The organism is Thiohalophilus sp. (assembly GCF_046483665.1).
In the GTDB taxonomy this organism is placed as follows: Bacteria; Pseudomonadota; Gammaproteobacteria; order UBA6429; family Thiohalophilaceae; genus Thiohalophilus.
This window is the reverse complement of the sequence record NZ_JAWOCR010000022.1, coordinates 31,101-56,004: the sequence shown is the minus strand read 5'-3', so window position 1 is coordinate 56,004 and position 24,904 is coordinate 31,101. Positions and strand designations below refer to the sequence as shown.

At 56.6% G+C, this 24,904-nt stretch carries 24 protein-coding genes; 12 read left to right on the top strand and 12 right to left on the bottom strand.

What is annotated here, in order from left to right; all coding sequences use genetic code 11:
• The coding region (locus tag R6U90_RS06320; protein WP_410351824.1) for an accessory factor UbiK family protein at window positions 1-208 on the bottom strand (208 nt) is incomplete at its 3' end.
• A 105-nt stretch (window positions 209-313) separates the two neighbouring features.
• Between R6U90_RS06320 and R6U90_RS06315 the strand changes: the two genes are divergently transcribed.
• The 4 genes from R6U90_RS06315 to R6U90_RS06300 all read left to right on the top strand — a co-directional run bounded on the left by R6U90_RS06315 (window position 314) and on the right by R6U90_RS06300 (window position 4,019).
• Window positions 314-973, top strand: a complete 660-nt coding sequence (locus R6U90_RS06315; protein WP_410351823.1) for a TorF family putative porin — start codon at window positions 314-316, stop codon at window positions 971-973.
• Window positions 974-1,649: 676 nt separating this feature from the next.
• On the top strand, window positions 1,650-2,309 hold the full coding sequence (locus tag R6U90_RS06310; RefSeq protein ID WP_410351822.1) for a TorF family putative porin: 660 nt from the start codon (window positions 1,650-1,652) through the stop codon (window positions 2,307-2,309).
• 70 nt (window positions 2,310-2,379) lie between these two features.
• Window positions 2,380-2,718 carry a P-II family nitrogen regulator gene (locus tag R6U90_RS06305; protein WP_410351821.1) on the top strand — a complete coding sequence of 113 codons (339 nt, stop codon included), beginning with the start codon at window positions 2,380-2,382 and terminating at the stop codon, window positions 2,716-2,718.
• Window positions 2,719-2,738: 20 nt separating this feature from the next.
• Window positions 2,739-4,019, top strand: a complete 1,281-nt coding sequence (locus R6U90_RS06300) for an ammonium transporter (protein WP_410351820.1) — start codon at window positions 2,739-2,741, stop codon at window positions 4,017-4,019.
• Window positions 4,020-4,175: 156 nt separating this feature from the next.
• Here the strand turns inward: R6U90_RS06300 and R6U90_RS06295 are convergent, their stop codons facing one another.
• A complete protein-coding gene (locus R6U90_RS06295; protein WP_410351819.1) occupies window positions 4,176-4,412 on the bottom strand; it encodes a CDGSH iron-sulfur domain-containing protein in 237 nt (78 codons plus the stop codon).
• 40 nt (window positions 4,413-4,452) lie between these two features.
• Here R6U90_RS06295 and R6U90_RS06290 point away from each other — a divergent pair, with 40 nt between their 5' ends.
• From R6U90_RS06290 to R6U90_RS06280, 3 genes are read left to right on the top strand one after another with little or no spacing between them, the layout of a single operon-like run.
• Window positions 4,453-5,115, top strand: coding sequence for an ATP-binding cassette domain-containing protein (locus R6U90_RS06290; RefSeq protein ID WP_410351818.1), 663 nt, complete (start codon window positions 4,453-4,455; stop codon window positions 5,113-5,115).
• The gene (locus R6U90_RS06285) at window positions 5,112-5,912 is read left to right on the top strand and encodes an ABC transporter permease (RefSeq protein WP_410351817.1); all 801 of its coding nucleotides are present in this window, start codon (window positions 5,112-5,114) and stop codon (window positions 5,910-5,912) included. The genes R6U90_RS06290 and R6U90_RS06285 overlap by 4 nt, the downstream gene beginning before the upstream one ends.
• On the top strand, window positions 5,912-6,373 hold the full coding sequence (locus tag R6U90_RS06280; protein ID WP_410351816.1) for a DUF4124 domain-containing protein: 462 nt from the start codon (window positions 5,912-5,914) through the stop codon (window positions 6,371-6,373). Before R6U90_RS06285 ends, R6U90_RS06280 begins: the two co-directional genes overlap by 1 nt.
• A 101-nt stretch (window positions 6,374-6,474) precedes the next feature.
• Here the strand turns inward: R6U90_RS06280 and speE are convergent, their stop codons facing one another.
• Entirely contained in the window at window positions 6,475-7,329 is an 855-nt protein-coding gene (speE, locus tag R6U90_RS06275; protein ID WP_410351815.1) for a polyamine aminopropyltransferase, read from the bottom strand.
• Between the two features lie 89 nt (window positions 7,330-7,418).
• Here speE and speA point away from each other — a divergent pair, with 89 nt between their 5' ends.
• Both speA and R6U90_RS06265 read left to right on the top strand, forming a co-directional pair.
• Complete coding sequence (speA, locus tag R6U90_RS06270) at window positions 7,419-9,323, top strand: biosynthetic arginine decarboxylase (protein WP_410351814.1); 1,905 nt, start codon at window positions 7,419-7,421, stop codon at window positions 9,321-9,323.
• Window positions 9,324-9,385: 62 nt separating this feature from the next.
• Complete coding sequence (locus R6U90_RS06265) at window positions 9,386-9,658, top strand: cupin domain-containing protein (RefSeq protein WP_410351813.1); 273 nt, start codon at window positions 9,386-9,388, stop codon at window positions 9,656-9,658.
• Between the two features lie 37 nt (window positions 9,659-9,695).
• Here R6U90_RS06265 and R6U90_RS06260 read toward each other — a convergent pair whose 3' ends face one another.
• The 6 genes from R6U90_RS06260 to R6U90_RS06235 all read right to left on the bottom strand — a co-directional run bounded on the left by R6U90_RS06260 (window position 9,696) and on the right by R6U90_RS06235 (window position 16,944).
• Window positions 9,696-10,196, bottom strand: a complete 501-nt coding sequence (locus R6U90_RS06260) for a porin family protein (protein WP_410351812.1) — start codon at window positions 10,194-10,196, stop codon at window positions 9,696-9,698.
• Between the two features lie 150 nt (window positions 10,197-10,346).
• Window positions 10,347-11,030, bottom strand: a complete 684-nt coding sequence (locus R6U90_RS06255; RefSeq protein WP_410351811.1) for a zinc metallopeptidase — start codon at window positions 11,028-11,030, stop codon at window positions 10,347-10,349.
• A gap of 15 nt (window positions 11,031-11,045) precedes the next feature.
• Entirely contained in the window at window positions 11,046-11,696 is a 651-nt protein-coding gene (locus tag R6U90_RS06250) for an SPOR domain-containing protein (protein WP_410351810.1), read from the bottom strand.
• 53 nt (window positions 11,697-11,749) lie between these two features.
• A complete protein-coding gene (gene argS, locus R6U90_RS06245; protein ID WP_410351809.1) occupies window positions 11,750-13,510 on the bottom strand; it encodes an arginine--tRNA ligase in 1,761 nt (586 codons plus the stop codon).
• Between the two features lie 288 nt (window positions 13,511-13,798).
• Window positions 13,799-16,003: a primosomal protein N' gene (locus R6U90_RS06240; protein WP_410351808.1), complete on the bottom strand. Its 2,205-nt coding sequence runs from the start codon at window positions 16,001-16,003 to the stop codon at window positions 13,799-13,801.
• Between the two features lie 380 nt (window positions 16,004-16,383).
• Window positions 16,384-16,944, bottom strand: coding sequence for a pyridoxamine 5'-phosphate oxidase family protein (locus tag R6U90_RS06235; protein WP_410351825.1), 561 nt, complete (start codon window positions 16,942-16,944; stop codon window positions 16,384-16,386).
• Between the two features lie 73 nt (window positions 16,945-17,017).
• Between R6U90_RS06235 and R6U90_RS06230 the strand changes: the two genes are divergently transcribed.
• Entirely contained in the window at window positions 17,018-17,893 is an 876-nt protein-coding gene (locus tag R6U90_RS06230; protein WP_410351807.1) for a fructosamine kinase family protein, read from the top strand.
• Window positions 17,894-18,155: 262 nt separating this feature from the next.
• Here R6U90_RS06230 and R6U90_RS06225 read toward each other — a convergent pair whose 3' ends face one another.
• The 3 genes from R6U90_RS06225 to R6U90_RS06215 form a co-directional block, all read right to left on the bottom strand.
• Window positions 18,156-19,022 (bottom strand): lysophospholipid acyltransferase family protein, encoded by an 867-nt coding sequence (locus tag R6U90_RS06225; RefSeq protein WP_410351806.1) that lies wholly within the window; start codon window positions 19,020-19,022, stop codon window positions 18,156-18,158.
• 129 nt (window positions 19,023-19,151) lie between these two features.
• The gene (locus R6U90_RS06220) at window positions 19,152-19,337 is read right to left on the bottom strand and encodes a hypothetical protein (RefSeq protein ID WP_410351805.1); all 186 of its coding nucleotides are present in this window, start codon (window positions 19,335-19,337) and stop codon (window positions 19,152-19,154) included.
• Window positions 19,338-19,628: 291 nt separating this feature from the next.
• Window positions 19,629-20,408: a tRNA 2-thiocytidine biosynthesis TtcA family protein gene (locus tag R6U90_RS06215; protein WP_410351804.1), complete on the bottom strand. Its 780-nt coding sequence runs from the start codon at window positions 20,406-20,408 to the stop codon at window positions 19,629-19,631.
• Window positions 20,409-20,511: 103 nt separating this feature from the next.
• On the opposite strand from R6U90_RS06215, the gene R6U90_RS06210 reads away from it, so the two are divergent.
• Entirely contained in the window at window positions 20,512-20,934 is a 423-nt protein-coding gene (locus tag R6U90_RS06210) for a hypothetical protein (protein WP_410351803.1), read from the top strand.
• A gap of 222 nt (window positions 20,935-21,156) precedes the next feature.
• Window positions 21,157-24,864 carry a methionine synthase gene (gene metH, locus R6U90_RS06205; protein WP_410351802.1) on the top strand — a complete coding sequence of 1,236 codons (3,708 nt, stop codon included), beginning with the start codon at window positions 21,157-21,159 and terminating at the stop codon, window positions 24,862-24,864.
• The last annotated feature ends 40 nt before the right edge of the window (window positions 24,865-24,904 follow it).

The following is a 24,904-nucleotide window of genomic DNA, read 5'->3' as shown; positions in this document are numbered from 1 at the left end:
GTTCCAGGGCCTCGAGTTTGCTGCGGGTGCGCAGCAGCACCTCGCGCTGGATGTCGAACTCTTCGCGGGTGACGAGGTCCATTTGAGACAGGGTGCGTTGCAGGGCAGCGCGCAGTTGCTGATCGGCTTCCTGCTTCATTTCCTTAACGCCGTCGGGCAGAGCCGCCATGACGCGTTCAACCAGTTGTTCGATATCGGGGCTTGCCATGGATGCGTGGCCTGCAGGTGGAGATGAGTGAAACTATCATTATAATGTTTCTGCCCGGCGGGACAATCCCGCCAGGGGAATAACAACCATCACGGGAGAAAAACCATGAAACAGATTGCAACCGCCATCTTGCTGGGCGCCGGCCTGAGCGGGCTGGCCCAGGCACAGGGCGAACTGAGCGGAAACCTGGGCGTGACCTCCAATTACATCTGGCGCGGGGTGACCCAGACTGATGACCAGGCCGCCGTGCAGGGCGGGGTCGATTACACCCATGATGCAAATCTGTATGCCGGAGTGTGGACCTCCAATTACGGTAACGGCAACGGTTACGAGCTGGATCTGTATGGCGGCTACCGGGGTCGGGTCGGTGATATCCCCTTCGATGCCGGGCTCATCATGTACCGGTTCCCGGTCGACAATACCGGTACCGATGCCACGGAGTTGTATGGCAAGTTCGATTTTGATCTGTTCTCCATCATGGGCGCCTACACTTTGTCCAAAGACGGTACGAGCCAGGATAACGACATCTATCTGAGTATTGGCACCGATGCCGAGCTGGGTAACGAGCTCTATGCCACATTACTGTTCGGCATGTATGAGTTCGATGACTCGGGCGAAGAGGACTACAATCATATCCATGTCGGGCTGAAAAAGGATGAATTCACCCTCGCCCTGGACAAGAACGACAAGGACCGGCCGGTCGGAGACGATCCGGGTGCAATGCGCATTTCCATCTCCTGGACACGTGAATTCGATCTCAGATAAAGACCTGCCCGTGGTTGTGCCGAAGTGAACATAACCACCGGAACACCGTAAACACTGAATACATCGAGGCAGTAATACGCTGATCTTTTCAGTGATTTCGGTGTGTTCTATGTTGCGATGTTTAACTTACCGTTATTGGTTCGTTCCCAGACAAAAACGGAGGGTGCGGGCATTGCGTTAGCGATGTCCGTCAAACCGGCTATTGCCTGATACCCCCAACGCAATATCGGGCCTGCCTGGTGCATCATAATAAAATTAACTCTCGCAGAGACGCAAAGCCGCGAAGAATTAAACAGTGAAGGTTTCCTGGCGCCGTTGCGTCTCTGTGAGAGTGAATAGATTTTTTGCTGACGCACTGTACCCTATGCAGGGCCACGCTGGCGCCTGTTTGCATGACCTGTGTCAGGAAAGTAAATGTGACTTTCTCTGCGACTTTGCGCCTCCGTGTTCTCTGCGTTATTTAATCACTCTTTGCATAAATGCCCCGCCTTTCGCACCGCAATAGTGCGATCCCCCGCCCCATGATCGTTATCCGTGCACAAATAGGGTGCGCCCGCCATTGGTTGTGTCTTCAAGTCATTGTTTTTAATGACAAATAAAAGTTGGCACGCACTTCGCAATAGTCCGTACAGCAACCGTTTTCTTTTAACACTCTCACAATATGGGGAAGAGACAAATGAAAAAAGCCAATGCATTACTCGTCGGCACCATCCTGGCTGCCTCTACCGTTGCCAGCAGCGTGGCTGTAGCCGAGCTGAGCGGCAATATCGGATTTACTTCTAACTACTTGTGGCGTGGTGTTGACCAGTCCGGTGGTGATTCTGCTATTTCTGGTGGACTCGACTATGCTCATGATTCCGGTATTTACGCCGGTACCTGGGTTTCCTCGATTGGTAGCGAAGACGGCCAGTACGAGCAGGACTGGTATGCCGGTTACGGCTTTGATGCCGGTCCGGTTGGCATGGATGTCGGCTACATCATGTATACGTACCCGGTTGGTGATGCCACGCTTGACTTCGACGAAGCGTATGTCAGCGCCAGCTATGAGATGGTGACTTTCGGTGCCGCACTGACCATGGACAAGGAAGCAACTACCCAGTATGAGGATGATCTGTATATCTATGCCAGTGCCGACTTCGAAATCAAGGAAGGCCTGGGTCTGGGCGTTACCATAGGCGACTATGATTTGGATGACCCGGCTTCTACTGATTACACTCACTACCAGGTCAGTCTCAGCAAGGATGATTTCACTTTCGCTTATGACGCGACTGATCTGGATGGTGCCGATGGGGATGCCCGTTTCACCGTTTCCTACAGCAAGAGCTTTGATCTGTAAAAGATTTGCTAGAGTAAGCTCGAAACCGTTCGCCCACCTTCGGGTGGGCACTTTTTAAGGAGGCAAGACCATGAAAATGGTTATGGCAATCATCAAGCCCTTCAAGCTGGATGATGTGCGCGAAGCGCTTTCCGATATTGGTGTGCAGGGCATTACCGTAACGGAAGTAAAAGGCTTCGGCCGTCAGAAAGGGCATACCGAGTTGTATCGCGGGGCAGAATACGTCGTAGACTTTCTGCCCAAGGTGAAGATCGAAGCTGTTGTTGACGATGGCCTGGTAGATCAGGTTATCGAGGGCATCAGCAAAGCCGCCAATTCCGGCAAGATCGGTGACGGCAAGATCTTTGTGTCCAACATTGAACAGACAGTTCGTATCCGTACCGGTGAAACCGGCGCAGATGCGCTGTAAGACTAGAGGAGAGGCTTAAGATGGAAGATCAAATTTTCCAATTGCAGTATGCCATCGATACCTTCTACTTCCTGGTCTGTGGTGCGCTGGTTATGTGGATGGCCGCCGGATTCTCGATGCTCGAGGCCGGTCTGGTACGTTCCAAGAACACCACGGAAATTCTGACCAAGAATGTATCGTTATTTGCAATTTCATGCACCATGTACATGATAAGTGGTTACGCCATCATGTATGGCGGTGGCTGGTTCCTGTCGGGAATCGCCGGTGGTGAATCGCTGGTTGCCGATGCCCTGGGCGCTTCCGCCGAAAACGGGTTTGGTGGTGATTCAGTCTATGCGGCACCGTCGGACTTCTTCTTCCAGGTGGTCTTCGTGGCAACCGCCATGTCGATTGTTTCCGGTGCGGTGGCCGAGCGTATGAAGCTGTGGGCGTTCATGCTGTTTGCCGTGGTTATGACCGGTTTCATCTATCCGATGGAAGGTCTGTGGACCTGGGGCGGTGGCGACGTGTTCGGCATGTACAACCTGGGTGACCTCGGATTCGCTGACTTTGCCGGTTCCGGGATTGTGCATATGGCGGGTGCCGCAGCGGCGTTGGCCGGCGTACTGGTACTCGGTCCGCGTAAAGGCAAATACACCAAAGATGGCAAGATCAACGCTATCCCCGGTGCCAATCTGCCGCTGGCGACCCTGGGTACCTTCATCCTGTGGATGGGGTGGTTCGGTTTCAACGGCGGTTCCGTGCTCAAGCTGGGTGATATGGCCAGTGCCAATGATGTGGCCATGGTATTCCTGAATACCAATGCCGCGGCAGCCGGTGGTGTCATCGCCGCGCTGATTATCGCTCGCATGCTGTTCGGCAAGGCCGATTTGACCATGGCCCTCAACGGTGCCCTGGCCGGTCTGGTAGCGATTACCGCCGGTCCGGATACCCCGAGTGCGCTGGGTGCTACCCTGATCGGTGCTGTCGGTGGTGTTATTGTGGTCTTCTCTATCGTGACCATGGACAAGCTGAAGGTCGACGATCCGGTCGGTGCTATTTCGGTCCACGGTGTCGTCGGCATCTGGGGTCTGCTTGCGGTACCCCTGACCAACGCCGATGCCACCTTCGGCGGGCAGTTGGCGGGTCTGCTGACGATCCTGGTCTGGGTCTTTGTCGCGAGCCTGATCGTCTGGCTGGTCATCAAGGCTATAATGGGCGTACGCGTCAGCGAGGAGCAGGAATACGAAGGCCTGGATCTTGCCGAATGTGGTATGGAAGCCTATCCCGAGTTCACCGGCACACGCGGTTCCGGTATGTAACAACAACGGCAGGAAGCCAAAACCAAAAGGGCGCCCTCGGGCGCCCTTTTTCTTTTCAGGGACGAGTGACGAGGTACGAGGGACGAGGAACTAAATAGTTATGATGAAGGAAATTGTTCTTGTTTTACCTCGTCACTCGTACCTCGTCACTCGTACCTATAATTTGTTATGCGTCCCGTCGCAGTAGGGCTTGTTGGCGGTGTGTTTACAGCCGCACAGGTAGACGGTCTTTTTTTCGTCGATGGTGAATTTGACCGGTTCGAAGTCGGTATCCTTGTGCGAGCCGTCGCAAAAGGGCTGGTTGGCGGATTTGCCGCAGGCGCACCAGAAATAATCTCCCGCTTCCAGTTCGACGGCGTAGGGGGCTTTTTGAGCAATAACCGGGTCGGACATAGGTTTCTCCTTCTCATTATAATCGCTATGCATCATAACAATGCTACGGCAAAATAAAACAGCCAATGAGTCAGGCTTTAACCGTGCCTGGCGAGGGGATACGGGATTGAGTGAACTGGGGATCGAGGCGCTGCAGGTGCAGCAGGTGAGACTGGATGTAACTGTCAATGACGCGGAAATTGTTTGTCTGAGCGGTCCTTCCGGCAGCGGCAAGAGCCTGTTGCTGCGGGCCATTGCCGATCTGATACCCCATGAGGGCCGGGTACGCCTGGATGATATCTGGTGCGACACACTGCCCGCCCATCAGTGGCGGCATCGGGTCGGCCTGTTACCGGCGGAGTCACAGTGGTGGCACGATCAGGTGGGCGAACATTTTACCGATCCCGAGCCAGCCTGGTTTGAGCAGCTGGGTTTTTCGATGGAGGTGCTGAGCTGGGAAGTGGCCCGTTGCTCGACCGGGGAAAAGCAGCGCCTGGCGATCCTGCGCCTGTTGTGTCAACGGCCCAGAGCGTTGTTGCTCGATGAACCTACCGCCAGTCTGGATCCCGGCAGTGTCAGCCAGGCGGAGACGTTGTTACACAATTACGTGCGTGAGGCTGGCGCACCGACAATCTGGGTGACCCACGATCCGCAACAGCAACAGCGTCTCGCCCGGCGTCGGCTGGTGATTCGGAATGACCGGCTGGTAGAGGAGATGCTGTGAATATTATCAGTTTGACCCCGCTGGATCTGGGACTGGCCGCACTGCTGGTGGTGGCGCTGGCCGGGATATCGCTGTGGCTGAAACTGGGGGTGACGCAACGGTTGCTGATCGCGGCCCTGCGCACGACCCTGCAGCTGTTGCTGGTCGGTCTGATTCTCAAGGTGTTATTCGAGAATGTCACCCTGCTGTGGGTGATACTGATTGCCTCGGTGATGGTGCTGATCGCCGGCCGTGAGGTGATGGCCCGCCAGCACCGACCGTTCCGGGGGCGCTGGGGTTATGCCCTGGGCACCCTGTCGATGTTTGTCTCGGCCTTTGCCACCACGTTGTTTGCCTTGCTGATTATTATCAATAACGATCCCTGGTATCAGCCCCAGTACGCCATTCCCCTGCTCGGTATGATGCTGGGTAACACCATGACCGGGGTGGCGCTGTCGCTGGATCGGCTGACCAATAACGCCTGGCAGCAGCGGGCGGTGATCGAAACACGCCTTGCCCTGGGACAGCGCTGGCAGGATGCACTGCGCGAGACGGTCCGCGAGAGCGTCCGCGTCGGGCTGATTCCGATCATCAATGCCATGGCGGCGGCGGGGATCGTCAGCCTGCCGGGAATGATGACCGGCCAGATTCTCTCGGGCACGGCGCCGGTGGAAGCGGTCAAATACCAGATTCTGATCATGTTTATGATCGCAGCCGGCACCGGGTTTGCTATCTTGCTGGCCAGCTGGCTGGGCGCCCGACGGTTGTTCGACGAGCGGCAACGTTTACGACTGGATCGCCTTAGGGAGGCAAAATAATGAAATGGAATATTCAACAGCTGGTTAGCGGCCTGTTACTCACGGCCCTGGTAAGCGTATCCACCGGAGCCGGCGTCTATAAATGGACCGACGAACAGGGGCAGGTGCATTATGGCGATAAACCGCCGGAGAAAGGAGCCCGTTCCATGGATGTGGACCCCGGCCCTTCCCGCGGCAGCCCGCAATCCGGTGATGCCGAACGGCGTGAAAAAACCCGTCGCCTGTTACGCGCCTATGAAGAAGAGCGGCGCATCAAACAACAGCGGGAGCAACGCAAGGAAGCCGAAGCCGCCGAACGACACAAACGTTGCGCCCGGGCGCGGGATCGTTTGCGAAGCTATCAGCAGGCAGGCCGGTTATATGATATTGATGAGCAGGGTGATCGAAAAATTCTCACTGACAGCCAGCGCCAGCAGGCCGAGGCCCGCGCCGCGCAGGATGTCAGCCGGTGGTGTGATTAAGTTGAGGTTACAAGTTAAAAACCCGTCCGTCGGGACCAGGATACGAGGTTTTTTTAAACGCTGTTTGTTTGATTTTTACTTTATCCCCGCGGAGCGATGAATTATTTGTCCAGCTGCTGGTGCAGGAAGCCGGGCAGGGCAAACGCCGCGCGGTGAATCTCGGGGTTGTAATAAAGGGTTTCGAACGGCCGCTGCGCGGCATCCTGTTCACGGAAGCGGGTCAGATCCGACACCTTCCCACTCACGGTGCAGCTCCACCATCCGCTGGGGTAGACCGGCTGTGGAAAGCCGAGCGTATTGACGGCGGCAAAACCGGCATCGGCCATGGCAGTATGCATCTCTTTTAACAGGCGTTGATGAATCAGCGGGGATTCGCTTTGCTGTACCAGCAGACCGTCTGCCCCCAGCGCGCGGTGGCAATCGCGATAGAACTGCTCGGTAAACAGGCCTTCGGCCGGACCGACAGGATCGGTACTGTCGACGATAATCACATCATAATGACCGGCCCCGGCATCCTTGACCCACTGAATACCGTCGACAAAATGGAACGCGGCGCGGGGGTCGTCGTTGGCAGTGCACAAATCCGGGAAGTATTGTTCTGACAAGCGGGTGACCTGCTCGTCGATCTCTACCTGCTCGCAGCTTGTTACCCCGGGATGCTGCAGGACTTCGCGCAGGGTGCCGCAGTCACCGCCGCCGATCACCAGCACCCGTTTCGGAGCGGGGTGGGTGAACAGTACCGGGTGGGCCATCATCTCGTGATACAGAAAGTTGTCCCGATCGGTGAGCATAATAAAGCCGTCGATGACCATCAATCGGCCCCATTTCTCGGTGTCGAAGATCTCGATTTTCTGAAACCCGGTCTGCACCTCGGCCAGCTTTTCCTTTATTTTGAAAGAAAAGGCCGAGCCCGATTCAGCGCAGATCTCGGTAAACCATTCTGTATCGGATAACATAACAGCACTCCGGAAAATGCTTGGCGTGAGCAGGGAAACTGCCATTATACTTGAAACCCCGGCCCCGAATAAAACAACATCAGGTGATCATGTCAGACTGGAACAGACAACAGGCGCTTGCCACCTATAGCGTGGTCTACTGGGGCGAAGGTTACTTTGGCATCAACGAGCAGGGTCACATGCTGGCCCATCCTGATCGCCAGGCGCACAATCGAGGGATCGATCTCTATCAACTGGCGACCCGGGCGGTACGCGAACATAGTGTGACCCTGCCGATCGTGGTCCGTTTTACCGATATCCTGAACAATCGTCTGGATACTCTCTGTCAGAGCTTTCACCAGGCCATGGCCAGTGATGCCTATCAGGGCAAGTACACCGCAGTGTATCCCGTCAAGGTCAATCAGCAGGCCAGCGTGATCCGGCAGCTGGTTGAGCATGGTCAGGAGCGGGTCGGGCTGGAGGCGGGCAGTAAACCGGAGTTGATGGCGGTGCTGGGGTTGTCCCATCCGGGTGGAGTGATCGTCTGTAACGGTTACAAGGACCGGGAATATATCCGCCTGGCCCTGATCGGCCGCAAGCTCGGGCATCAGGTTTATATTGTAATTGAAAAGCACTCCGAACTGGAGCTGGTGATTAGCGAGTCCCGGGCCCTGGGTATTACACCGCTGCTGGGTGTACGGGTGAGGCTTGCCTCTATCGGCGAGGGCAAGTGGCAGAACACTGGCGGCGAAAAAGCCAAGTTTGGTCTCTCCGCCGCGCAGGTGATCTGGGTTATCGAGCGGCTGCGCGAGGCCGGCATGAGCGATAGCCTGCAAATGCTGCATTTCCATCTCGGCTCGCAGATCGCCAATATCCGCGATATCCAGCGCGGCATGCTCGAATGCGCACGCTATTTTGTCGAACTGCATCGCATGGGAATCAACATCCGTTGTGTGGATGTCGGTGGTGGCCTGGGGGTTGATTATGAAGGTTCACGTTCGCGCAGTTTCTGTTCCATGAACTACAGCGTACAGTCCTACACCAATAACATTGTGCATGTATTGTGGGAGGCGTGCGAGGAACATGGATTGGCGCACCCGGATATCTTTACCGAATCAGGCCGGGCTATGACCGCCCATCACGCGGTGTTGATTACCAATATTATTGACACCGAGCAGGTCCCCGATGCCAGCGCCATGCTGGAGCCGCAGAGTGATGACCCGCTGGTACTGCAGGATATGTGGCAATGCTACGAAGCGGTCCAGAATGAAACCTCCAGCCGCGCGGCAATGGAGATTTATCACGACATCAAACACTGGCTAAGCGAAGTGCAAAGTATGTATACCCATGGCGTGCTGACACTCGACCAACGTGCCTATGCCGAGGAGCTGTATTACGTTATCTGTCAGCGGGTGCACGAATTGTTATCCGCAAGCAACCGGGTGCATCGTGAAGTACTGGACGAGTTGCATGACAAGCTGGCGGACAAATATTTTGCCAATTTCTCGTTGTTCCAGTCGATTCCCGATGTCTGGGCCATTGATCAGATCTTTCCGGTAGTACCGTTACATCGGCTGGATGAAAAGCCGACGCGCCGGGGCGTGATCGAAGACATTACCTGTGATTCGGACGGTCGTATCGACTACTACGTCGATGGTGAAGGCGTCGAGAGCAGCCTGCCGCTGCACCCTCTGAAATCCGGTGAACCTTACCTGATCGGGATATTCATGGTCGGCGCGTATCAGGAGATACTGGGCGATATGCACAACCTGTTCGGCGATACCGACTCGATCAATGTCGTGCTCGATAATGATGGCAATCATCAGATAGAGCAGGTCCTGTACGGGGATACGGTCGATTCAGTTCTTGATTATGTGCATATCCGCGCTGACTTGCTGCTCGACAGCTATCAGAAAAAACTGGCCCAGGCCGATCTGGATGAAAGCGAATCCCGGGAATACCTGAGTCAGCTTGAATCCGGGCTCAAGGGCTATACCTACCTGGAAGACGAATAATCGCAACGCCGATCAGGCGCTGTAAAAACTCCACAAAGCAATGTGATGTAAAGGTGATAACCATGCAGATTCTGGTAGAACGTAATCCCTCACCGGCCAAACTCGATGTGATCGGTGTATATGACTGGCCCATCTGGGAAAAAGAGGTATCGACCTTTCCCTGGCAATATGACCGCCAGGAAACCTGCTATTTGCTCGAAGGCGATGTCATCGTTACACCCGATGACGGTGAACCGGTACAGATTCAACGCGGTGATCTGGTGACCTTTCCGGCCGGCATGAGTTGTACCTGGGAAATACGCAAGCCGGTCACAAAGCATTACGATTTTCAGTAGCTGCCAGCAATGAATTACTGGCTGCCAGTTAGCTTTACTAAAAACGATACTGGATACCGGCCGAGAGGTGGGATATATCGGATTCGATGAGGGTATATTCGGCGATCAGATCCATCTGCTGGTTGAGGTTATAGGTGACACCGAAGCCAACACTGAGATCCAGCCCGTCATCGGAACCGCGCCGGCCGTCGCCCGAAACGTCGGTATCGTAATAAACCAGTCCGGCCCGGCCACGCAGGCTGGCGTACTGGTTGAGCGGATGAGTGTAGACCCCGTAGGCACCCAGGCTAAAATAAGAAATCTCGGCACCATTGGTATCCGGGTCGGCAATAGTCGTGGTGAACTCACCTTCCACGGAAAAGTTTTCATGCACGTTCGGTACCGGCCGGCCAAAAGTGGCAATAGCGGCAAGGCCTTCATCGAATCCATCCACGTCACTGATACCCAATTGCAGGTTCATGTAGTCACCGGATTCGGCGTAACTGGCGCCTGTTATTGCCAATAGGCTGACGGCAGTTAATGTTTTCAGGGTTTTCATAGCGCACCTCGGAAATAGAGTCAGGGGGGTATTTATCTTGTGGCGGCTATAGTAGAGAGTCGCAAAGCGATAAACAGTGAACAACATCACATGGTATATTGATACAGCTGCCAGAAACCAGCGATTATTCAGATTAACCTGACGCTAGTTTTAGCGTCGCAGGATGGCGATCCAGCGCCCCAGGCTGAGCAGGCTCGACAAAGAGGCCGCAACATAAGTGAGGGCGGCAGCGCGCAGAATGCGTTTGATTTTGGGCAGGTCTTTGGGCTGGACATAGCCTTCTTTGAGGATGGGTAACGCCTTGCCGAAGCTGGCGTCGAATTCCACGGGCAGGGTTACCAGGTGCACGATAGTGGCGAGCAACATGGTGCCCAGCCCGAGGATAATCTGGAGTGCCATGGCTGAAGGCGCTCGTGATAACAGTGCCACGACGGGAGCAAAGAGGATTACGACGGCGCCGATCTTCTGTGCGCTATTGGCAGTTTGTGCCAGGCGGGTGCGCAGTTTGAGTTTATGCTCACCGCGATGGTGCTGGATGGCGTGGCCGACTTCATGTGCTGCCACGGCCACGGCCGTCAGTGATGTGCCGTCATAGTTGTCCTGGCTGAGGCGCACCGTCTCGCTGGTGGGGTCAAAGTGATCGCCCTCGGTGCCGGCTACCTCGACCTGAAAACTTTGCATGCCAAAACGATCCAGCAGATGCCGGGCCAGTTCGCCGCCGGTGCCAGGGATATCCTTGCGCGGTGTGCTGTAACGTTTGAAGGTATAGCGGGCCCACAGGCCGGGACCGAAGAACAGCCCCAGTAGCAACAACAGTATCAGTACATAGGGCATGGCGGCACGGGACGCTCAGCTTTTTTCCTTGACCACGATGGTGGCGATGCCGTTGTCCTGAAGGCGCTTTCGGGTCCGGTTGACGGTGGAGAGATTGTTGATGGGGCCGACCCGGACCCGGTGCCAGGTATCGTTGTCATTGATCTTCACGGTCTGTACCGACGCTTCGATACCGTGCAGCGCCAGTTGCGCCCTGAGGCGGTCGGCCTGTTCCGGATTGCGAAACGAGCCGGCCTGGATGATATAGCGGGTATCATCCTCCGTCTGCGGGACGGGCTGATCGGATCCGTCCGGTTTTTGTTCGCTCTTATCCGATTTTTCACCGAACAGATTGTATTCGGGTATGACCACTTCCAGTTCCGGTAAAATAGTATAAAAATCGAATCGGGGTTTGTCTTTGTCCTGTTTCTGTTCGTCCGGCGAAGGGGGGGGCTGCGTGTTATCACGACGCACATCGCGGGTATCCTGGCGACCATCCTTGAATTTGCCGATCAACTCGTTGACCGAGCTGCCGATGTCCTTATCCGGATCGGAACCGGCGTTATTGGTCAAATAAACCAGTAGCGCAATAAACAGGCCGATAAATAACCCGCCCAGCATCCATATCCAGCCAGGCAGGGAGTGGGGATGTTTGGGTTTGGGGGTTTTGGCGTAATCGCGTGGCATGAGACAAGCCTATCACCGAACGTGTGAGTGTTACAGCGTCGGGGCTGTTAGTATTACATGGACTGCGGCGCCGAAACGCCCAGCAGACCCAGACCGTTGGCAATCACCTGGCGAGTCGCCTGACTCAATGCCAGGCGGGCATTACGCAGTGGCGCCTCGTCCACCAGTATCTTGTGCTCGTTATAATAGGTATGAAAGTCATTGGCCAGCTCGCGCAAATAATGGCACACCTGATGTGGCTCATGGGCCAGGGCCGCCGCTTCGATCACTTCCGGATAGCGGGACAGGCTGGTTAACAGCGACAATTCGTGATTGGTACTCAGCAGGGCCAGCTGCTGCAGGCCCAGTTCCTGATCATATTGCCAGCCTTTTTCTTCCAGCTTGCGTAGCGCGCTGCAGACCCGGGCATGGGCATACTGGATGTAATAGATCGGATTATCTTTCGACTCGGACTTGGCCAGATCCAGATCGAAGTCCATGTGCTGTTCGCATTTGCGCATGACATAAAAGAAACGCGCCGCATCGCTGCCGACTTCCTTGCGCAGCTGGCGCAGGGTGACGAACTCGCCGGAGCGAGTCGACATCTGCAGCTTCTTGCCGCCCCGGTAAAGAATGGCGAACTGTACCAGCAGCACATCAAGTTTTTCCGGATTGTCTCCCAGTGCCTTGAGGGCCGCCCGTACCCGTGGTACATAGCCATGATGATCGGCGCCCCACACGTCAATGACCCGATCGAAGCCCCGTTCCAGCTTGTCCATATGGTAGGCGATATCCGAGGCGAAGTAGGTAGTCTGGCCGTTATCGCGTACCAGTACCCGGTCTTTCTCGTCGCCAAACTCCGAGGAACGAAACCACAACGCACCGTCTTGCTCATAAGTGTGTCCGCTGTCGCGCAGCCGCTGCAGAGCTTTGCTCACCGCACCGGTTTCGGTCAGGGATCGTTCGGAAAACCACTCTTCGTAGGTAATACCGAACTGGGCAAGATCGTCGCGAATATCCGCGAGGATATAATTGAGTCCGGTATCGAACACGAAGCGGTAATCGTCCTCGCCCAGATACTGTTTGGCCTGGCCAATCACCGCATCGATGTATTCCTCTTTGTCGCCGCCTTCGGGCTCGTCGGCCGGCAGGGTCTGGCGGATTACCTTCCAGGCATGCCGAAAGCGATCGCCGTGCTTCCGGTGCAAGGTGGCGGCGATATCCCAGACATAATCGCCCTTGTAGGCGTTGGCCGGGAATTCCAGATCTTCGCCGGCCAGCTCCAGATAGCGTAACCAGACACTGGCCGCGAGGATGTCCATCTGTCGTCCGGCGTCGTTCACATAATATTCGCGATGCACGGTAAAACCGGCGGCGGCCAGCAGATCGGCGACTGCAGCGCCATAGGCGGCCCCCCGACCGTGGCCTACATGCAGGGGGCCGGTCGGATTGGCCGAAACAAACTCTACCTGCACCCGTTGGTCGTTGCCGATGGTGGAGTGGCCGTAAGTCTCACCGGTTTCGAGGATTTGCGGAATCACCGCGTGAAAAGCGTCGTCGCTTAAAAAGAAATTGATAAACCCGGGCCCGGCGATCTCCACGCGGATGACACTGGCATCGTCCGGCAGGGCGGCGATGATCTTCTCGGCCAGATCTCGCGGTCTGGCTTTGGCCGGTTTGGCCAGCAGCATGGCGACATTACAGGCCAGATCCCCGTGAGACGGATCGCGGGTACGCTCGATCTGGATGGCGGGATTGGCATCGGCGGGTAAAGTACCGTCGGCTCGCAGGACCTCGACGGCCTGTGCGATCAGGGCCTGAAGCTGGTTTTTCATGAAAAATTCAAGTCGCTTGCGTAAGTCGTTACTGGGGTGCCGATTGTAAACCACCCGCCCGCCTGCGCCTAGCGCAGGCGCTACGCGCAGGGGCGAGGTACGAGTGACGAGGGACGAGGTTTATTTATATCCCCTCCCCCTAGCCCCCTCCCTGAGGGAGGGGGAATGGCTCTTTGCTACTCGCAAAATCATCCCCTCCCCTTCCAGGGGAGGGTTAGGGAGGGGTGATCTAAAACCAGTCCCAGGCAAAACCTCGTTACTCGTCCCTCGGCCCTCGTCACTGTTAGGTCAGAACATCTCCAGCGGGTCGATGTCGATCGACCAGCGCACCCGGCGGCTGTCGGGCAGCTGTTCTACGCGCGGCAGCCAGTGTTGCAAAAAGCGCTGCAGGGTCTGGCGGTCGCTGGCCTGCAATAGCAGCTGGGCGCGATAACGCCCGGCGCGGCGTTCCATTGGCGAGGGAACGGGGCCGAGCAGTAACGGCTGATCGGCCCCGGTGGGGCCGGCGCTGTCGCGGGCGGCCTGCAGAAAGTCGAGTGCGGCACGCGCATCGACAGCTTCGGCCCGCAGCAGGGCCAGACTGGCATAGGGCGGCAGTTCGGCCTGGGCCCGTTCCTGTAGCAATGTCTCGGCGAAAGCGGGATAGTCGTGGGCGGCCAGCTGCGTCAGCAGGGGATTGTCAGGATGGTGGGTCTGGATCATCACCTCGCCGGGGCGCTCGGCGCGGCCGGCGCGTCCGGCAACCTGCAAAATCAGCTGGCCCATGCGTTCGCTGGCGCGAAAGTCGGCACTATAGAGACCGTAGTCGGCATCCAGCAGCCCGACCAGAGTCACGTCGGGAAAGTGATGCCCCTTGGCCAGCATCTGGGTGCCGATCAGGATATCGACTTCGCCGGCATGAACCTGGCGCAGTAACTCCTGCAAGGCGCCTTTGCGCCGGGTAGTATCGCGATCGATGCGTACGATGCGCGCCTCGGGGAAGTGTTCCTGCAGGGCGCTTTCCACCCGTTCGGTGCCCAGCCCCATATGCAGCAGTTCCCCGGTCTGGCATTCGGGACAGGTCTCGGGCAGGGTCTGTTCGCTGCCGCAATGGTGGCAGCGCAATTTGTGCTGGCGCCGGTGCACGGTCAGATGCGCATCGCAGCGGGCGCACCGGGCATGCCAGCCGCATTCATGGCACATCAACACCGGCGCAAAGCCGCGGCGGTTGAGAAACAACAGCACCTGGCTGTGCTGATTCAGATGCTGTTGCATGCGTGCCAGTAACTGGGCACAAAGGCCGTGTTCGAGTTTCTGGCCGCGCACATCCTGGATCAAAAAGCGGGGAAAAACCGCCGCACCGGCCCGTTCCGGCAGGCGCAAATGCTGGTAACGACCCTGGCGCACGTTGTGCAAGGACTCCAGCGACGGCGTGGCCGAACCGAGCAGGATGGGAATGTCCAGTTTCTGCGCGCGCAGGATCGCCAGATCCCGCGCCGAATAGCGAAAGCCATCCTGTTGCTTGAAAGAGAGATCGTGCTCTTCGTCGATGATGATCACTCCCGGGCTGGGCAGGGGCGAGAACAGCGCCGAACGGGTCCCGATGATGACTCCTGCCTCGCCCTCGCGCGCCGCCAGCCAGGCGTTATAGCGTTCCTGATCGTTGAGTGCCGAATGCAGTACCGCCACCGGTGTATTCAGACGGGCCCGGAAGCGCTCAACCAGCTGGGGGGTCAGGCCGATTTCCGGTACCAGTACCAGGGCCTGGCGCTTGTCGGCGAGGACCCGTTCGATCAATTGCAGATAGACTTCCGTTTTGCCACTGCCGGTAACCCCGTCGAGCAGGGTGCAGTGGAAACTGTCGCGCTGCTGCAGCAATTGCTCCACGGCGGTGTGTTGCGCACCGGTCAGGGTCGGGGCCGACTGGCGCTGTTCGCTCGGCGGCGGCAGGGTGGCGCGCAGGCTCATTTCGACCCGGCCTTTTTCGATCAGTTTTTTCAGTATCGGTCGCCAGTTGACGTGCTCGCTGTCCAGTTCGGCGGCATTGGCACCTTCCGGGCGCGCCTGCAGGCTGGCCAGTAATGCCGCCTGTTTCGGGGCTCGCTTCTGCGTCTGTTCCATGGCGGCGAGGCCGGCCGGGGTCAGCTGCCAGTGTTCACTGCCGCGGCGGGCCGGCTGCGACTCGCGACGCAGCAAGACCGGCAGGGCGTGCTGCATCACCTCGCCGATGGGATGTTGATAATAACGGCTGGCCCAGCCCAGTAACTCGAGCAGTTCGGTGCTGACGACCGGTGACTTATCGAGCAGGGCAGCAGCCCGCTTGAGCTTGTGAGAGGGGACGTCGGTGTGTTCTGCGACACCCAGCAGCAGGCCGATGATCCGGCGTCGACCAAAAGATACCTCGACCCGGCTGCCTGGTGTCAGGGAGGCAGGATCGATACCGGCCGGTGGCCGGTAATCGAAATGCCGGCGCAATGGTGTCGGGATGGCGATCTGTAGAATCGGCTCGCTCATGGCTGTCGGGTGGGTAGATCGGGGTGATAAAACATGTCAGTTAGCCGCATACGTTCAGATCAATTCTAGGTTAAATCACCTAAGTCCTTGAGGTGTTTTAAGAATGGCTGTTATCCACAGTTTCTGTGGATAACTGTGTGGATGAAATGGGGTAAACCGGGCCAACTACCCGGCACTGTTATACTATTGTTAAATTGAACATATTTTGTACGCACAGAAAAACATATCATAATCAGTTAGTTATATTATTTTTGCTGTTTTTGGCTTTGCCGGTTAACAGGTACTTCGTCCTAACACGTTGTTATTTCAGGGACTGTGCATAAAGTCAGACAATGCATTGCTGATCGGCACCCTGAAAAGCCTGTAATCCGGGCAAAATCTCACCAGGATTCGTCCACGACGGGGGCTGGCAGGCCGTCGATACTGCTCCGGTTATGCTTGTCACGGAACCCGCGAATTCCCCCGGGACCTTTGTTTTCCGTCCAACGGATGAGTGCCTCGCGCTGGCCGACCAGATCCATCAACGGTACCCCATAGCCACAGGAGGTCTGTATCCGTTCCACCTGCAGGCAGAAGATTTGCCGCACCCCGGGCAGGCTGTCATCGAACCGGTTGCGCAGTGCCTCCCAGTCGGGGCTGACCGGCAGGATCACTTCGCCCCGACCATACAAACGCAGGATGCGCGGTGGACCGCTGAAGGCACAGAACATCAGCGTCATGCGGCCATTCTCGCCCAGATGCGCGGCGGTTTCGTTGCCGCTGCCGGTCAGATCGAGAATGAGGACAGTATTGGGGTCCATAATCCTCAGTGTGTCGAGGCCGCGCGGCGACAGGTTAACGTGCCCCTCGCCGTTCAGCGGCGCGGTGGCATTGAAAAACAGCGGTTGCTGGCCGATCCACTCGGCCAGCTCGGGGCTGATATGGTCAAAGACTTTCATAATGGCAACTTGCACTCCGGCACGGGAACTGCAAGTGTAATGCGCCCAGGCTTTTAACGCAGCAGGATTGATATTCATGAACCAGGAAAAGCTGGCCCGGGCGATTGGCGAGGCGCTGGGTGAACCGTTCACCATTGATAATATGAGTGGCATTGGCGGCGGCTGTATCAGCAGTGCCAGTCGCATCGACAGCGGCGGGCGCCATTATTTCGTCAAATTCAATCGCGCCGATTTGCTCGAGATGTTCGAGGCCGAGGCCGAGGGGCTGGCCACGATGGCCGAAGCCCATGCCGTGCGCGTACCGCAACCGGTCACAACTGGCGTCAGTGACGGGCAGGCCTATCTGGTGATGGAATATCTGGAGACCGGTGGCAGCGGCGACATGCACCGCTTCGGCGAACAGCTGGCCCAGATGCACCGCTACACCCGCGAACAATATGGCTGGCACCGCGACAACACCATCGGTTCCACCCCCCAGCCCAATGGCTGGCATAACGAGTGGGTCCGCTTCTGGCAGGAACAGCGGCTCGGGTTCCAGCTTGATCTGGCACATCGTCATGGTGCCGACAGCGCCCTGTATGAGCGCGGCCAGCAGCTCAAAGAACGGGTCGCCGATTTCTTTACCGATTACCGGCCGGTCGCTTCGGTGCTGCACGGCGATCTCTGGTCCGGCAACTATGCCTTCACCCGCGACGGCGAGGCGGTGATCTTCGACCCGGCGGTCTACTTCGGCGATCGCGAAGCGGATCTGGCTATGACGGAACTGTTCGGCGGCTTCTCGCGCTCATTCTACAGCGGCTACGCTGCCACCTGGCCCCTCGATCCCGGCTATGCCACCCGCAAGATATTCTACAACCTCTATCACATCCTCAACCACTACAACCTGTTCGGCGGCGGCTACGCCTCACAGGCCCGCCGTATGATCGACCAGCTGTTGAGTGAAGTGTGTTGATTAGGGAAAAGAGATTAACGCAGAGGCGCAGAGACGCAGAGGACCGCAAAGAAAATTAAAAAGTAATTTTGCCCTGGATCGGAAGCAGCAGGAGTTATCGTACGATGGTTGATAAGTAGCTAACCCGGGAAAAACTGATCGCTAATCGATTTTTGACGTTTGCCACCAGGTTTACGAAAAGCCGTACAAGTTAAGATAAACAATTTTTCCTCTGCGTTCTTTGCATCTCTGCGCCTTTGCGTTGGGTTTATTCTCCTGAAATTTAGTAGATCGGTTCTTCGCCTTCGGGGCGGTGGCGGAAGCGCGGGTGGCTCCACCAGTATTGTTCGGGTTTGTGGCGGATGATGCGTTCCAGTTCGCGGTTCATCAGTGCGGCGGCCTGTTCGGGATCGGGGCCGGCGATGGCATTATCCAGCGGTTCGAAATGCAGGACAAAGCCACGCGCGCGAGGCAGACGTTCGGCCCAGGCACACAACACCGGCGTCTGGTGCTGATGGGCCAGGCGGACGGGCAACACCGGCGTGTTGGTGCGGATGCCGAAAAACGGTACGCTCACCCCGGCGCCGGCACCGGGGTTCTGATCGGGCAGGATGCCCAGAATCCGTTGCTGTTTGAGCGCCCGCACCGCGGCGCGTACCCCGCGTGAGGTAGTAGTAACCAGTTCGGCGCCGAAGCGCTGGCGACCGCGCAGAATAAAGTCGTCGAACCACGGCGAGCGCTGGGTTCGATAGAGACTGGTCATGGGATAGTGACGGGAACAGTACAGGCCAACCATCTCCCAGTTACCCAGGTGCGGTACCAGCAGTATCACGCCCTGTTGCCGGGCCAGTGCCGTGCGCAAGGCGGGTTCTCCTTCGACGCGGCGTACCAGCTTGATGGCCCGATCGGCGCGGCCGTGCCACAGGCGAAAGGATTCGAGCAGGGTGTAAGCTGTGGCAATCAGGCTGTGGCGCGCCAGTTGCCGGCGTTTTGTGTCACTCAGCTGTGGCAGGCAAACCTCCAGATTGCGTAGCGCAATCCGCGCCGGTTTGGTTCGCATCAGCCACAATAACTGGCCACTCACCCAGCCGGCACTGTGCAGCATTGCCAGCGGTAAACGGGCCAGGAACAACAGCAAAAATTCACGCATGGGTCATTTATCAGAAGTGAAAAATAAAAGTCCCGTACGCCGGGCAGCATACAGGCTTTTCCCTGTGGCGGCTCGGCCTGTTCAGGCAGGCGAGCCGGATAAGGCCGTGGGGGGTGATTGAGGTGTTGCTTACGGGGTCTCGCAATCCAGGCCAGCCTGTTCATTGCGGGCGGCGTTCACCCGGTTGAGCAGGTTCAGGTAAACAGCCGCATCCTGTTGGCTGTCCACCGGGCCTTCTATCCCGGCCGCTGTTTCAATACACCAGAGCTCACCGCACTGGACTATCGCTGGGGCTTCACGTTTGACGTGTTTCATCTGACACCTCCCGACAGGTTTATCTTGCTACACAATCTGGACAACATTTCGGGCTGAATCTCCCCGCCTTCCCGGGTCTGCCTCGAGACATTATGGGTAATCATAGCGCCCTGATACAGGAAGTGTGAATTAATTCACAATCTGTGACCTTTTCGTTTTCTCGGCGAGATCATTATTTCCCACTCGATGCTGGTTTAGTCAGGCATTAAGTTATATATTTCCCATAATTATTAAAATCAGGGAAAATCCGGGGATTAAAAGTATAAATATTTCCTATGTGGGAAATTATTTCTATTCTGCGGTAATTTTTGAGTAAAGTGGCCGCATGGCCGTCAAAAGGCTCTTGAAAAGCTGCTTATTGTGGGCTTCTTCCTGCGCCAGAAGTTCCTTCATATGATCCCGTTCGGTGGGCATGGCGAAACAGGCCGGACAGGAGTCGGGAATGACCGGCAGAATCCGCTGATTGGCAAAGTCGCCAGTCTGTCGTTCGCGGACATAAACCAGTGGACGAATGATGCGCACATCGCCTTCGCGATTGGTGTAGCTGGCCTTCATCGTGCGTAGCTGGCCCCCGCGAAAGGCCGACATCAGAAAGCTTTCTGCCAGATCGTCCAGGTGCTGGGCCAGGGCCAGTACGTTGTAACCCTCGCGCCGGCAGGTGGAGTACATCATGCCGCGTTTGATGCGCGAGCAGTAGGCACAGAAGGAATCGTTTTTCATCTGGCTTTTGGCATTCTCGGCGATTGGCTGGCTTTCAAAGAAGTACGGAATGCCCAGTTGGGCCAGGTACTCCTTGAGCGTTTCGGGATGAAAGCCTTCGATCTGCGGGTCCACGGTCAGGGCTCCCAGCTCGAACCGGATGGGCGCGTGGCGCTGCAAATGGCGCAGAATATGTAATAGCGACAGGGAATCCTTGCCGCCGGAGAGTCCGAGTAAAACCCGATCCCCCTCGCGGATCATGCCAAAGTCGGCAATTGCCCGACCCACCGGTCGCAGGATGGCCTTGGGTACCTTGAGCAGTGGCGCAGGGTGGTTACGGCTATCTTCGACAATCGGTACGCTTCTGGACATAACCCCGCCAGTGTAACCGGTGTTTGCCGCCATCACCATTATATGACCCGTTTTGTCGGGTTTTCGCTACGGCCAAAGCGGGGCAATATGTTATGTTGTCAGGATGCAGGAGCAACGCCCCGAGCCCGAATTTGAATCCGGCGACAAATCATTGCGGCTGAACCTGGCCCTGGTGATTGCCGCTTATTTTCTGATAGCGGTTTTGCTGGAGCCGCTGATCGATTTTTTGCTGGTGCCCGACCCCGGATCGGCCAACCCTTATCAGGTGATGGAACTGGCTGACGAGAAGAAGATCCTGACCGGCTATGTCTACAGTATCTGGCGTTTGCTACCGATTCTGTTCTTTCTCTGGTATGGCTGGCGAATCATTGCCTCGCTGCGTGTTCCACCAGCCGGTACACGATCACCGTTCACTGTGCGGATATTGAAAGGCAAATCCGCACGGATGTTCGGCATGTTACTGATACTGGTCTCGTTGTTGTTGTTGTATCGAGAACTGCTCATCCTGATCAGACTGACAGCCTGAGCAGACAGAGTTTAATTTTTCGTTTTCGGCTACCGCCTGACCGGCGCTGCAATGCGCATAATCAAGCGGTTTTCGCGCTCTGGCTCTGTCAGCACCCATACCATTATCGTGGGAAATAGGCGGATGACGCTGTTTCTGGTATAATCATCTGCTCTTTATCCGCGTACTCCCCGTTTTTTTCACGCATATCAGTCAATTAATAACGGCTAAAAGAAATAAGTTATGAGTCAATTTGAAGAAGCTTTAAAGCAACGTATCCTTGTCCTGGACGGCGCCATGGGCAGCCTGATCCAGACCTATAAACTCGAAGAAAAAGATTATCGCGGCGATCGGTTCGCCGACTGGCAATCGGATCTCAAAGGCAACAACGACCTGTTGTCACTGACCCAGCCCAAGATCATTCGCGATATTCACATCGCTTATCTCGAGGCCGGTGCCGACATTGTCGAGACCAACACCTTTAATGCCAACTCCATTTCCATGGCCGACTATCACATGGAAGCGTTGTCCTACGAGATGAACAAGGTCTCCGCCGAAGTGGCGCGCGAAGCCTGCGAAGCCGTGGCAACAGCGGATAAACCGCGTTTTGTCGCTGGTGTACTGGGACCAACCAATCGCACCGCAAGTATTTCCCCGGATGTGAACAATCCCGGTTTCCGTAATATTAATTTTGATCAGCTGGTCGAATCCTATACCGAAGCCCTGGGTGGTCTGGTTGACGGTGGCGTGGATCTGATCCTGGTGGAAACGATTTTCGATACCCTCAATGCCAAAGCGGCGTTGTTTGCTATCGAGAGCTATTTTGCCGAGAAGGAAGACAAGCGCCTGCCGGTAATGATCTCCGGGACCATTACCGACGCTTCCGGGCGTACGCTTTCCGGTCAGACAGTCGAAGCGTTTTATAACTCGCTGCGCCACATCAAGCCGATCAGTTTCGGCTTCAACTGTGCCCTGGGTGCCGGTGAATTGCGCCAGCATATTGAAGAGCTGAGCGGCATCGCGACCTGTCACGTTAATGCGCATCCCAACGCCGGTTTGCCGAATGAATTCGGGGAGTACGATGAGTCACCTGAAGAGATGGCATCACAGATAGAAGAATGGGCCAGGAGCGGTTTTCTGAATATCATCGGTGGTTGCTGCGGCACCACACCGGGGCACATCCAGGCGATTGCCGAAGCCGTAACGCCCTATGAGCCACGCAAGTTACCCGAAGACGATCACACGACCCGCCTGAGTGGCCTCGAGCCGTGTAATATCGACAAGGATTCGCTATTCGTCAACGTCGGTGAGCGTACCAACGTCACCGGCTCGGCCAAGTTCAAGCGTCTGATCCTTGAAGAGCAGTACGACACGGCACTGGATGTGGCGCGCGAGCAAGTAGAAAACGGCGCCCAGATCATCGACGTCAACATGGATGAAGGCATGCTCGATGGCGAGAATGCCATGGTCACCTTTCTCAACCTGATCGCCAGCGAGCCGGACATCTCTCGCGTGCCGGTCATGATTGACTCTTCCAAGTGGCATATCATTGAGGCTGGCCTCAAGTGTGTTCAGGGCAAGGGGGTGGTGAATTCCATCTCCATGAAGGAAGGTGAGGAAGAGTTTATTCGCCAGGCCGAACTGTGTCGCCGTTACGGTGCCGCCGTGGTGGTCATGGCCTTCGATGAAACCGGTCAGGCCGACACCAGGGAACGCAAGGTCGAGATCTGCGAGCGGGCCTACAAGATCCTCACCGAGCAGATTGGTTTCCCGCCTGAAGATATCATCTTCGATCCCAATATCTTTGCCATCGCTACCGGTATTGAGGAGCACAACAACTACGGCGTTGACTTCATTGAGGCGACCCGCGAGATAAAACAGAAACTGCCCTATGCGCTGATCAGCGGCGGTGTCTCCAATGTGTCATTCTCATTCCGCGGTAACAACCCGGTGCGTGAGGCGATCCATGCGGTGTTCCTGTATCACGCCATCAAGGCGGGCATGGACATGGGTATCGTTAACGCCGGTCAGCTGGCGGTTTACGATGATCTGCCTGAAGAGTTGCGCGAGGCGGTGGAAGATGTAGTGCTCAATCGCCGTGACGATTCCACCGAACGCCTGCTGGACCTGGCCGACAAGTACAAGGGCGACGGCAGCAGCGCCAAGAAGGAAGAAGATCTGGAATGGCGCAGCTGGCCGGTGGCCAAGCGACTGGAACACGCCCTGGTCAAGGGTATCGACGCCTATGTGGATGAAGATACCGAAGAGGCGCGTCAGGCGTTCGACAAGCCGCTGGAAGTGATCGAAGGCCCGTTGATGGACGGCATGAATGTGGTCGGCGATCTGTTCGGCGACGGCAAGATGTTCCTGCCGCAGGTGGTCAAATCGGCCCGTGTTATGAAAAAGGCTGTGGCCTACCTGTTCCCCTACATCGAAGCCGAGAAGGAAGAAGGTGCCAAGGCCGATGCCAAGGTGCTGATGGCTACGGTGAAAGGCGACGTGCATGACATTGGCAAGAATATCGTCGGCGTAGTGTTGCAGTGTAACAACTTCGAAGTCGTCGATATGGGTGTTATGGTGCCGGCCAACGACATTCTTAAAAAAGCCAAAGAAGAAAACGTCGATATTGTTGGTCTGTCCGGCCTGATTACCCCGTCGCTGGATGAGATGGTGCATATGGCCAAGGAGATGGAACGTAATGGTTTCGATGTCCCGCTGATGATTGGCGGCGCCACCACCTCCAAGGCGCATACCGCGGTGAAGATCGAGCAGCATTATCATGCACCGACTGTGTGGGTAAAAGACGCCTCACGGGCCGTGGGTGTGGCGCAGAATCTGATCAGCGAACTGCATCGGGAAAAATTCGTCACGGATTTGCGTGCCGAGTATGACAAGGTCCGCGAGAATCACGCGGGTCGCCGCGCCAAGACCAACTGGATCACGCTGGAGCAGGCGCGTGTCAACAAGACCAAGATCGACTGGTCCGACTACACGCCGCCTATTCCCGAGCAGCCGGGTATCCAGGTGTTTGATGATATGCCTCTGGAGTTCCTGCGCCCGTACATTGACTGGACACCGTTCTTCCATACCTGGGAGATGAAGGGGTCCTATCCCAAGATCCTGGACGATCCGGAGAAGGGCGCCGAGGCGAAGAAGCTGTTCGAGGATGCCCGGCAGATGCTGGATCAGATTATCGAGGAGCGCTGGCTCAAAGCCAAAGCCATCGTTGGCCTGTGGCCCGCGAACAGCATCAACGATGACGACATCGAGCTCTACGAGGATGATTCACGCAATAAAGTGAGATTGACCCTGAATCACCTGCGTCAGCAGACCCAGCGTCCGCCGGGCAAACCCAACCGTTGTCTGGCCGATTTCATTGCGCCCAAAGACATTGGCAAGCCGGATTATATCGGTGGTTTTGTCGTAACCACAGGACTCGGCATTGACGAGCATGTTGAGCGCTTCGAGAAGGAGAACGACGATTATCGTTCGATTATGCTCAAGGCGCTGGCCGATCGGCTGGCCGAGGCTTTTGCCGAACACATGCACGATCGCATGCGGCATATTAACTGGGGTTACGAGCCCAATGGCTGGACACCGGATTATGGTCTGAAGAGCGAAAACTTCGACAGCAACAAACTGGTGCGCGAAGAGTACCAGGGAATCCGTCCGGCACCTGGCTATCCGGCCTGCCCGGAACATACCGAGAAGCTGAAGCTGTGGGAATTACTGGATGCCGAGACCCATACTGGCGTCAAGCTGACAGACTCCATGGCCATGTGGCCGGCGGCCTCAGTCAGTGGCTGGTACTTCAGTCACCCCGAATCCAGCTACTTCGGGGTCGGCAAGATCAACCGCGATCAGGTCGAGGATTATGCCAAACGCAAAGGCATGTCCGTGGCCGAAGTCGAACGCTGGCTGGGCCAGAGCCTCGGCTATGATGCCGACTAAACGGGACAGACATTCCCGGCAGACAAAAAGCCAGTGCAGC

Bases quoted from the DNA above. Each gene is read 5' to 3' on its own strand.
- R6U90_RS06315 (WP_410351823.1), top strand. From the start codon at position 314: ATGAAACAGATTGCAACCGCCATCTTGCTGGGCGCCGGCCTGAGCGGG.
- R6U90_RS06310 (WP_410351822.1), top strand. From the start codon at position 1,650: ATGAAAAAAGCCAATGCATTACTCGTCGGCACCATCCTGGCTGCCTCT.
- R6U90_RS06305 (WP_410351821.1), top strand. From the start codon at position 2,380: ATGAAAATGGTTATGGCAATCATCAAGCCCTTCAAGCTGGATGATGTG.
- R6U90_RS06300 (WP_410351820.1), top strand. From the start codon at position 2,739: ATGGAAGATCAAATTTTCCAATTGCAGTATGCCATCGATACCTTCTAC.
- R6U90_RS06295 (WP_410351819.1), bottom strand. From the start codon at position 4,412: ATGTCCGACCCGGTTATTGCTCAAAAAGCCCCCTACGCCGTCGAACTG.
- R6U90_RS06290 (WP_410351818.1), top strand. From the start codon at position 4,453: ATGCTACGGCAAAATAAAACAGCCAATGAGTCAGGCTTTAACCGTGCC.
- R6U90_RS06280 (WP_410351816.1), top strand. From the start codon at position 5,912: ATGAAATGGAATATTCAACAGCTGGTTAGCGGCCTGTTACTCACGGCC.
- speE (WP_410351815.1), bottom strand. From the start codon at position 7,329: ATGTTATCCGATACAGAATGGTTTACCGAGATCTGCGCTGAATCGGGC.
- speA (WP_410351814.1), top strand. From the start codon at position 7,419: ATGTCAGACTGGAACAGACAACAGGCGCTTGCCACCTATAGCGTGGTC.
- R6U90_RS06265 (WP_410351813.1), top strand. From the start codon at position 9,386: ATGCAGATTCTGGTAGAACGTAATCCCTCACCGGCCAAACTCGATGTG.
- R6U90_RS06260 (WP_410351812.1), bottom strand. From the start codon at position 10,196: ATGAAAACCCTGAAAACATTAACTGCCGTCAGCCTATTGGCAATAACA.
- R6U90_RS06255 (WP_410351811.1), bottom strand. From the start codon at position 11,030: ATGCCCTATGTACTGATACTGTTGTTGCTACTGGGGCTGTTCTTCGGT.
- R6U90_RS06250 (WP_410351810.1), bottom strand. From the start codon at position 11,696: ATGCCACGCGATTACGCCAAAACCCCCAAACCCAAACATCCCCACTCC.
- argS (WP_410351809.1), bottom strand. From the start codon at position 13,510: ATGAAAAACCAGCTTCAGGCCCTGATCGCACAGGCCGTCGAGGTCCTG.
- R6U90_RS06240 (WP_410351808.1), bottom strand. From the start codon at position 16,003: ATGAGCGAGCCGATTCTACAGATCGCCATCCCGACACCATTGCGCCGG.
- R6U90_RS06230 (WP_410351807.1), top strand. From the start codon at position 17,018: ATGAACCAGGAAAAGCTGGCCCGGGCGATTGGCGAGGCGCTGGGTGAA.
- R6U90_RS06225 (WP_410351806.1), bottom strand. From the start codon at position 19,022: ATGCGTGAATTTTTGCTGTTGTTCCTGGCCCGTTTACCGCTGGCAATG.
- R6U90_RS06220 (WP_410351805.1), bottom strand. From the start codon at position 19,337: ATGAAACACGTCAAACGTGAAGCCCCAGCGATAGTCCAGTGCGGTGAG.
- R6U90_RS06215 (WP_410351804.1), bottom strand. From the start codon at position 20,408: ATGTCCAGAAGCGTACCGATTGTCGAAGATAGCCGTAACCACCCTGCG.
- R6U90_RS06210 (WP_410351803.1), top strand. From the start codon at position 20,512: ATGCAGGAGCAACGCCCCGAGCCCGAATTTGAATCCGGCGACAAATCA.
- metH (WP_410351802.1), top strand. From the start codon at position 21,157: ATGAGTCAATTTGAAGAAGCTTTAAAGCAACGTATCCTTGTCCTGGAC.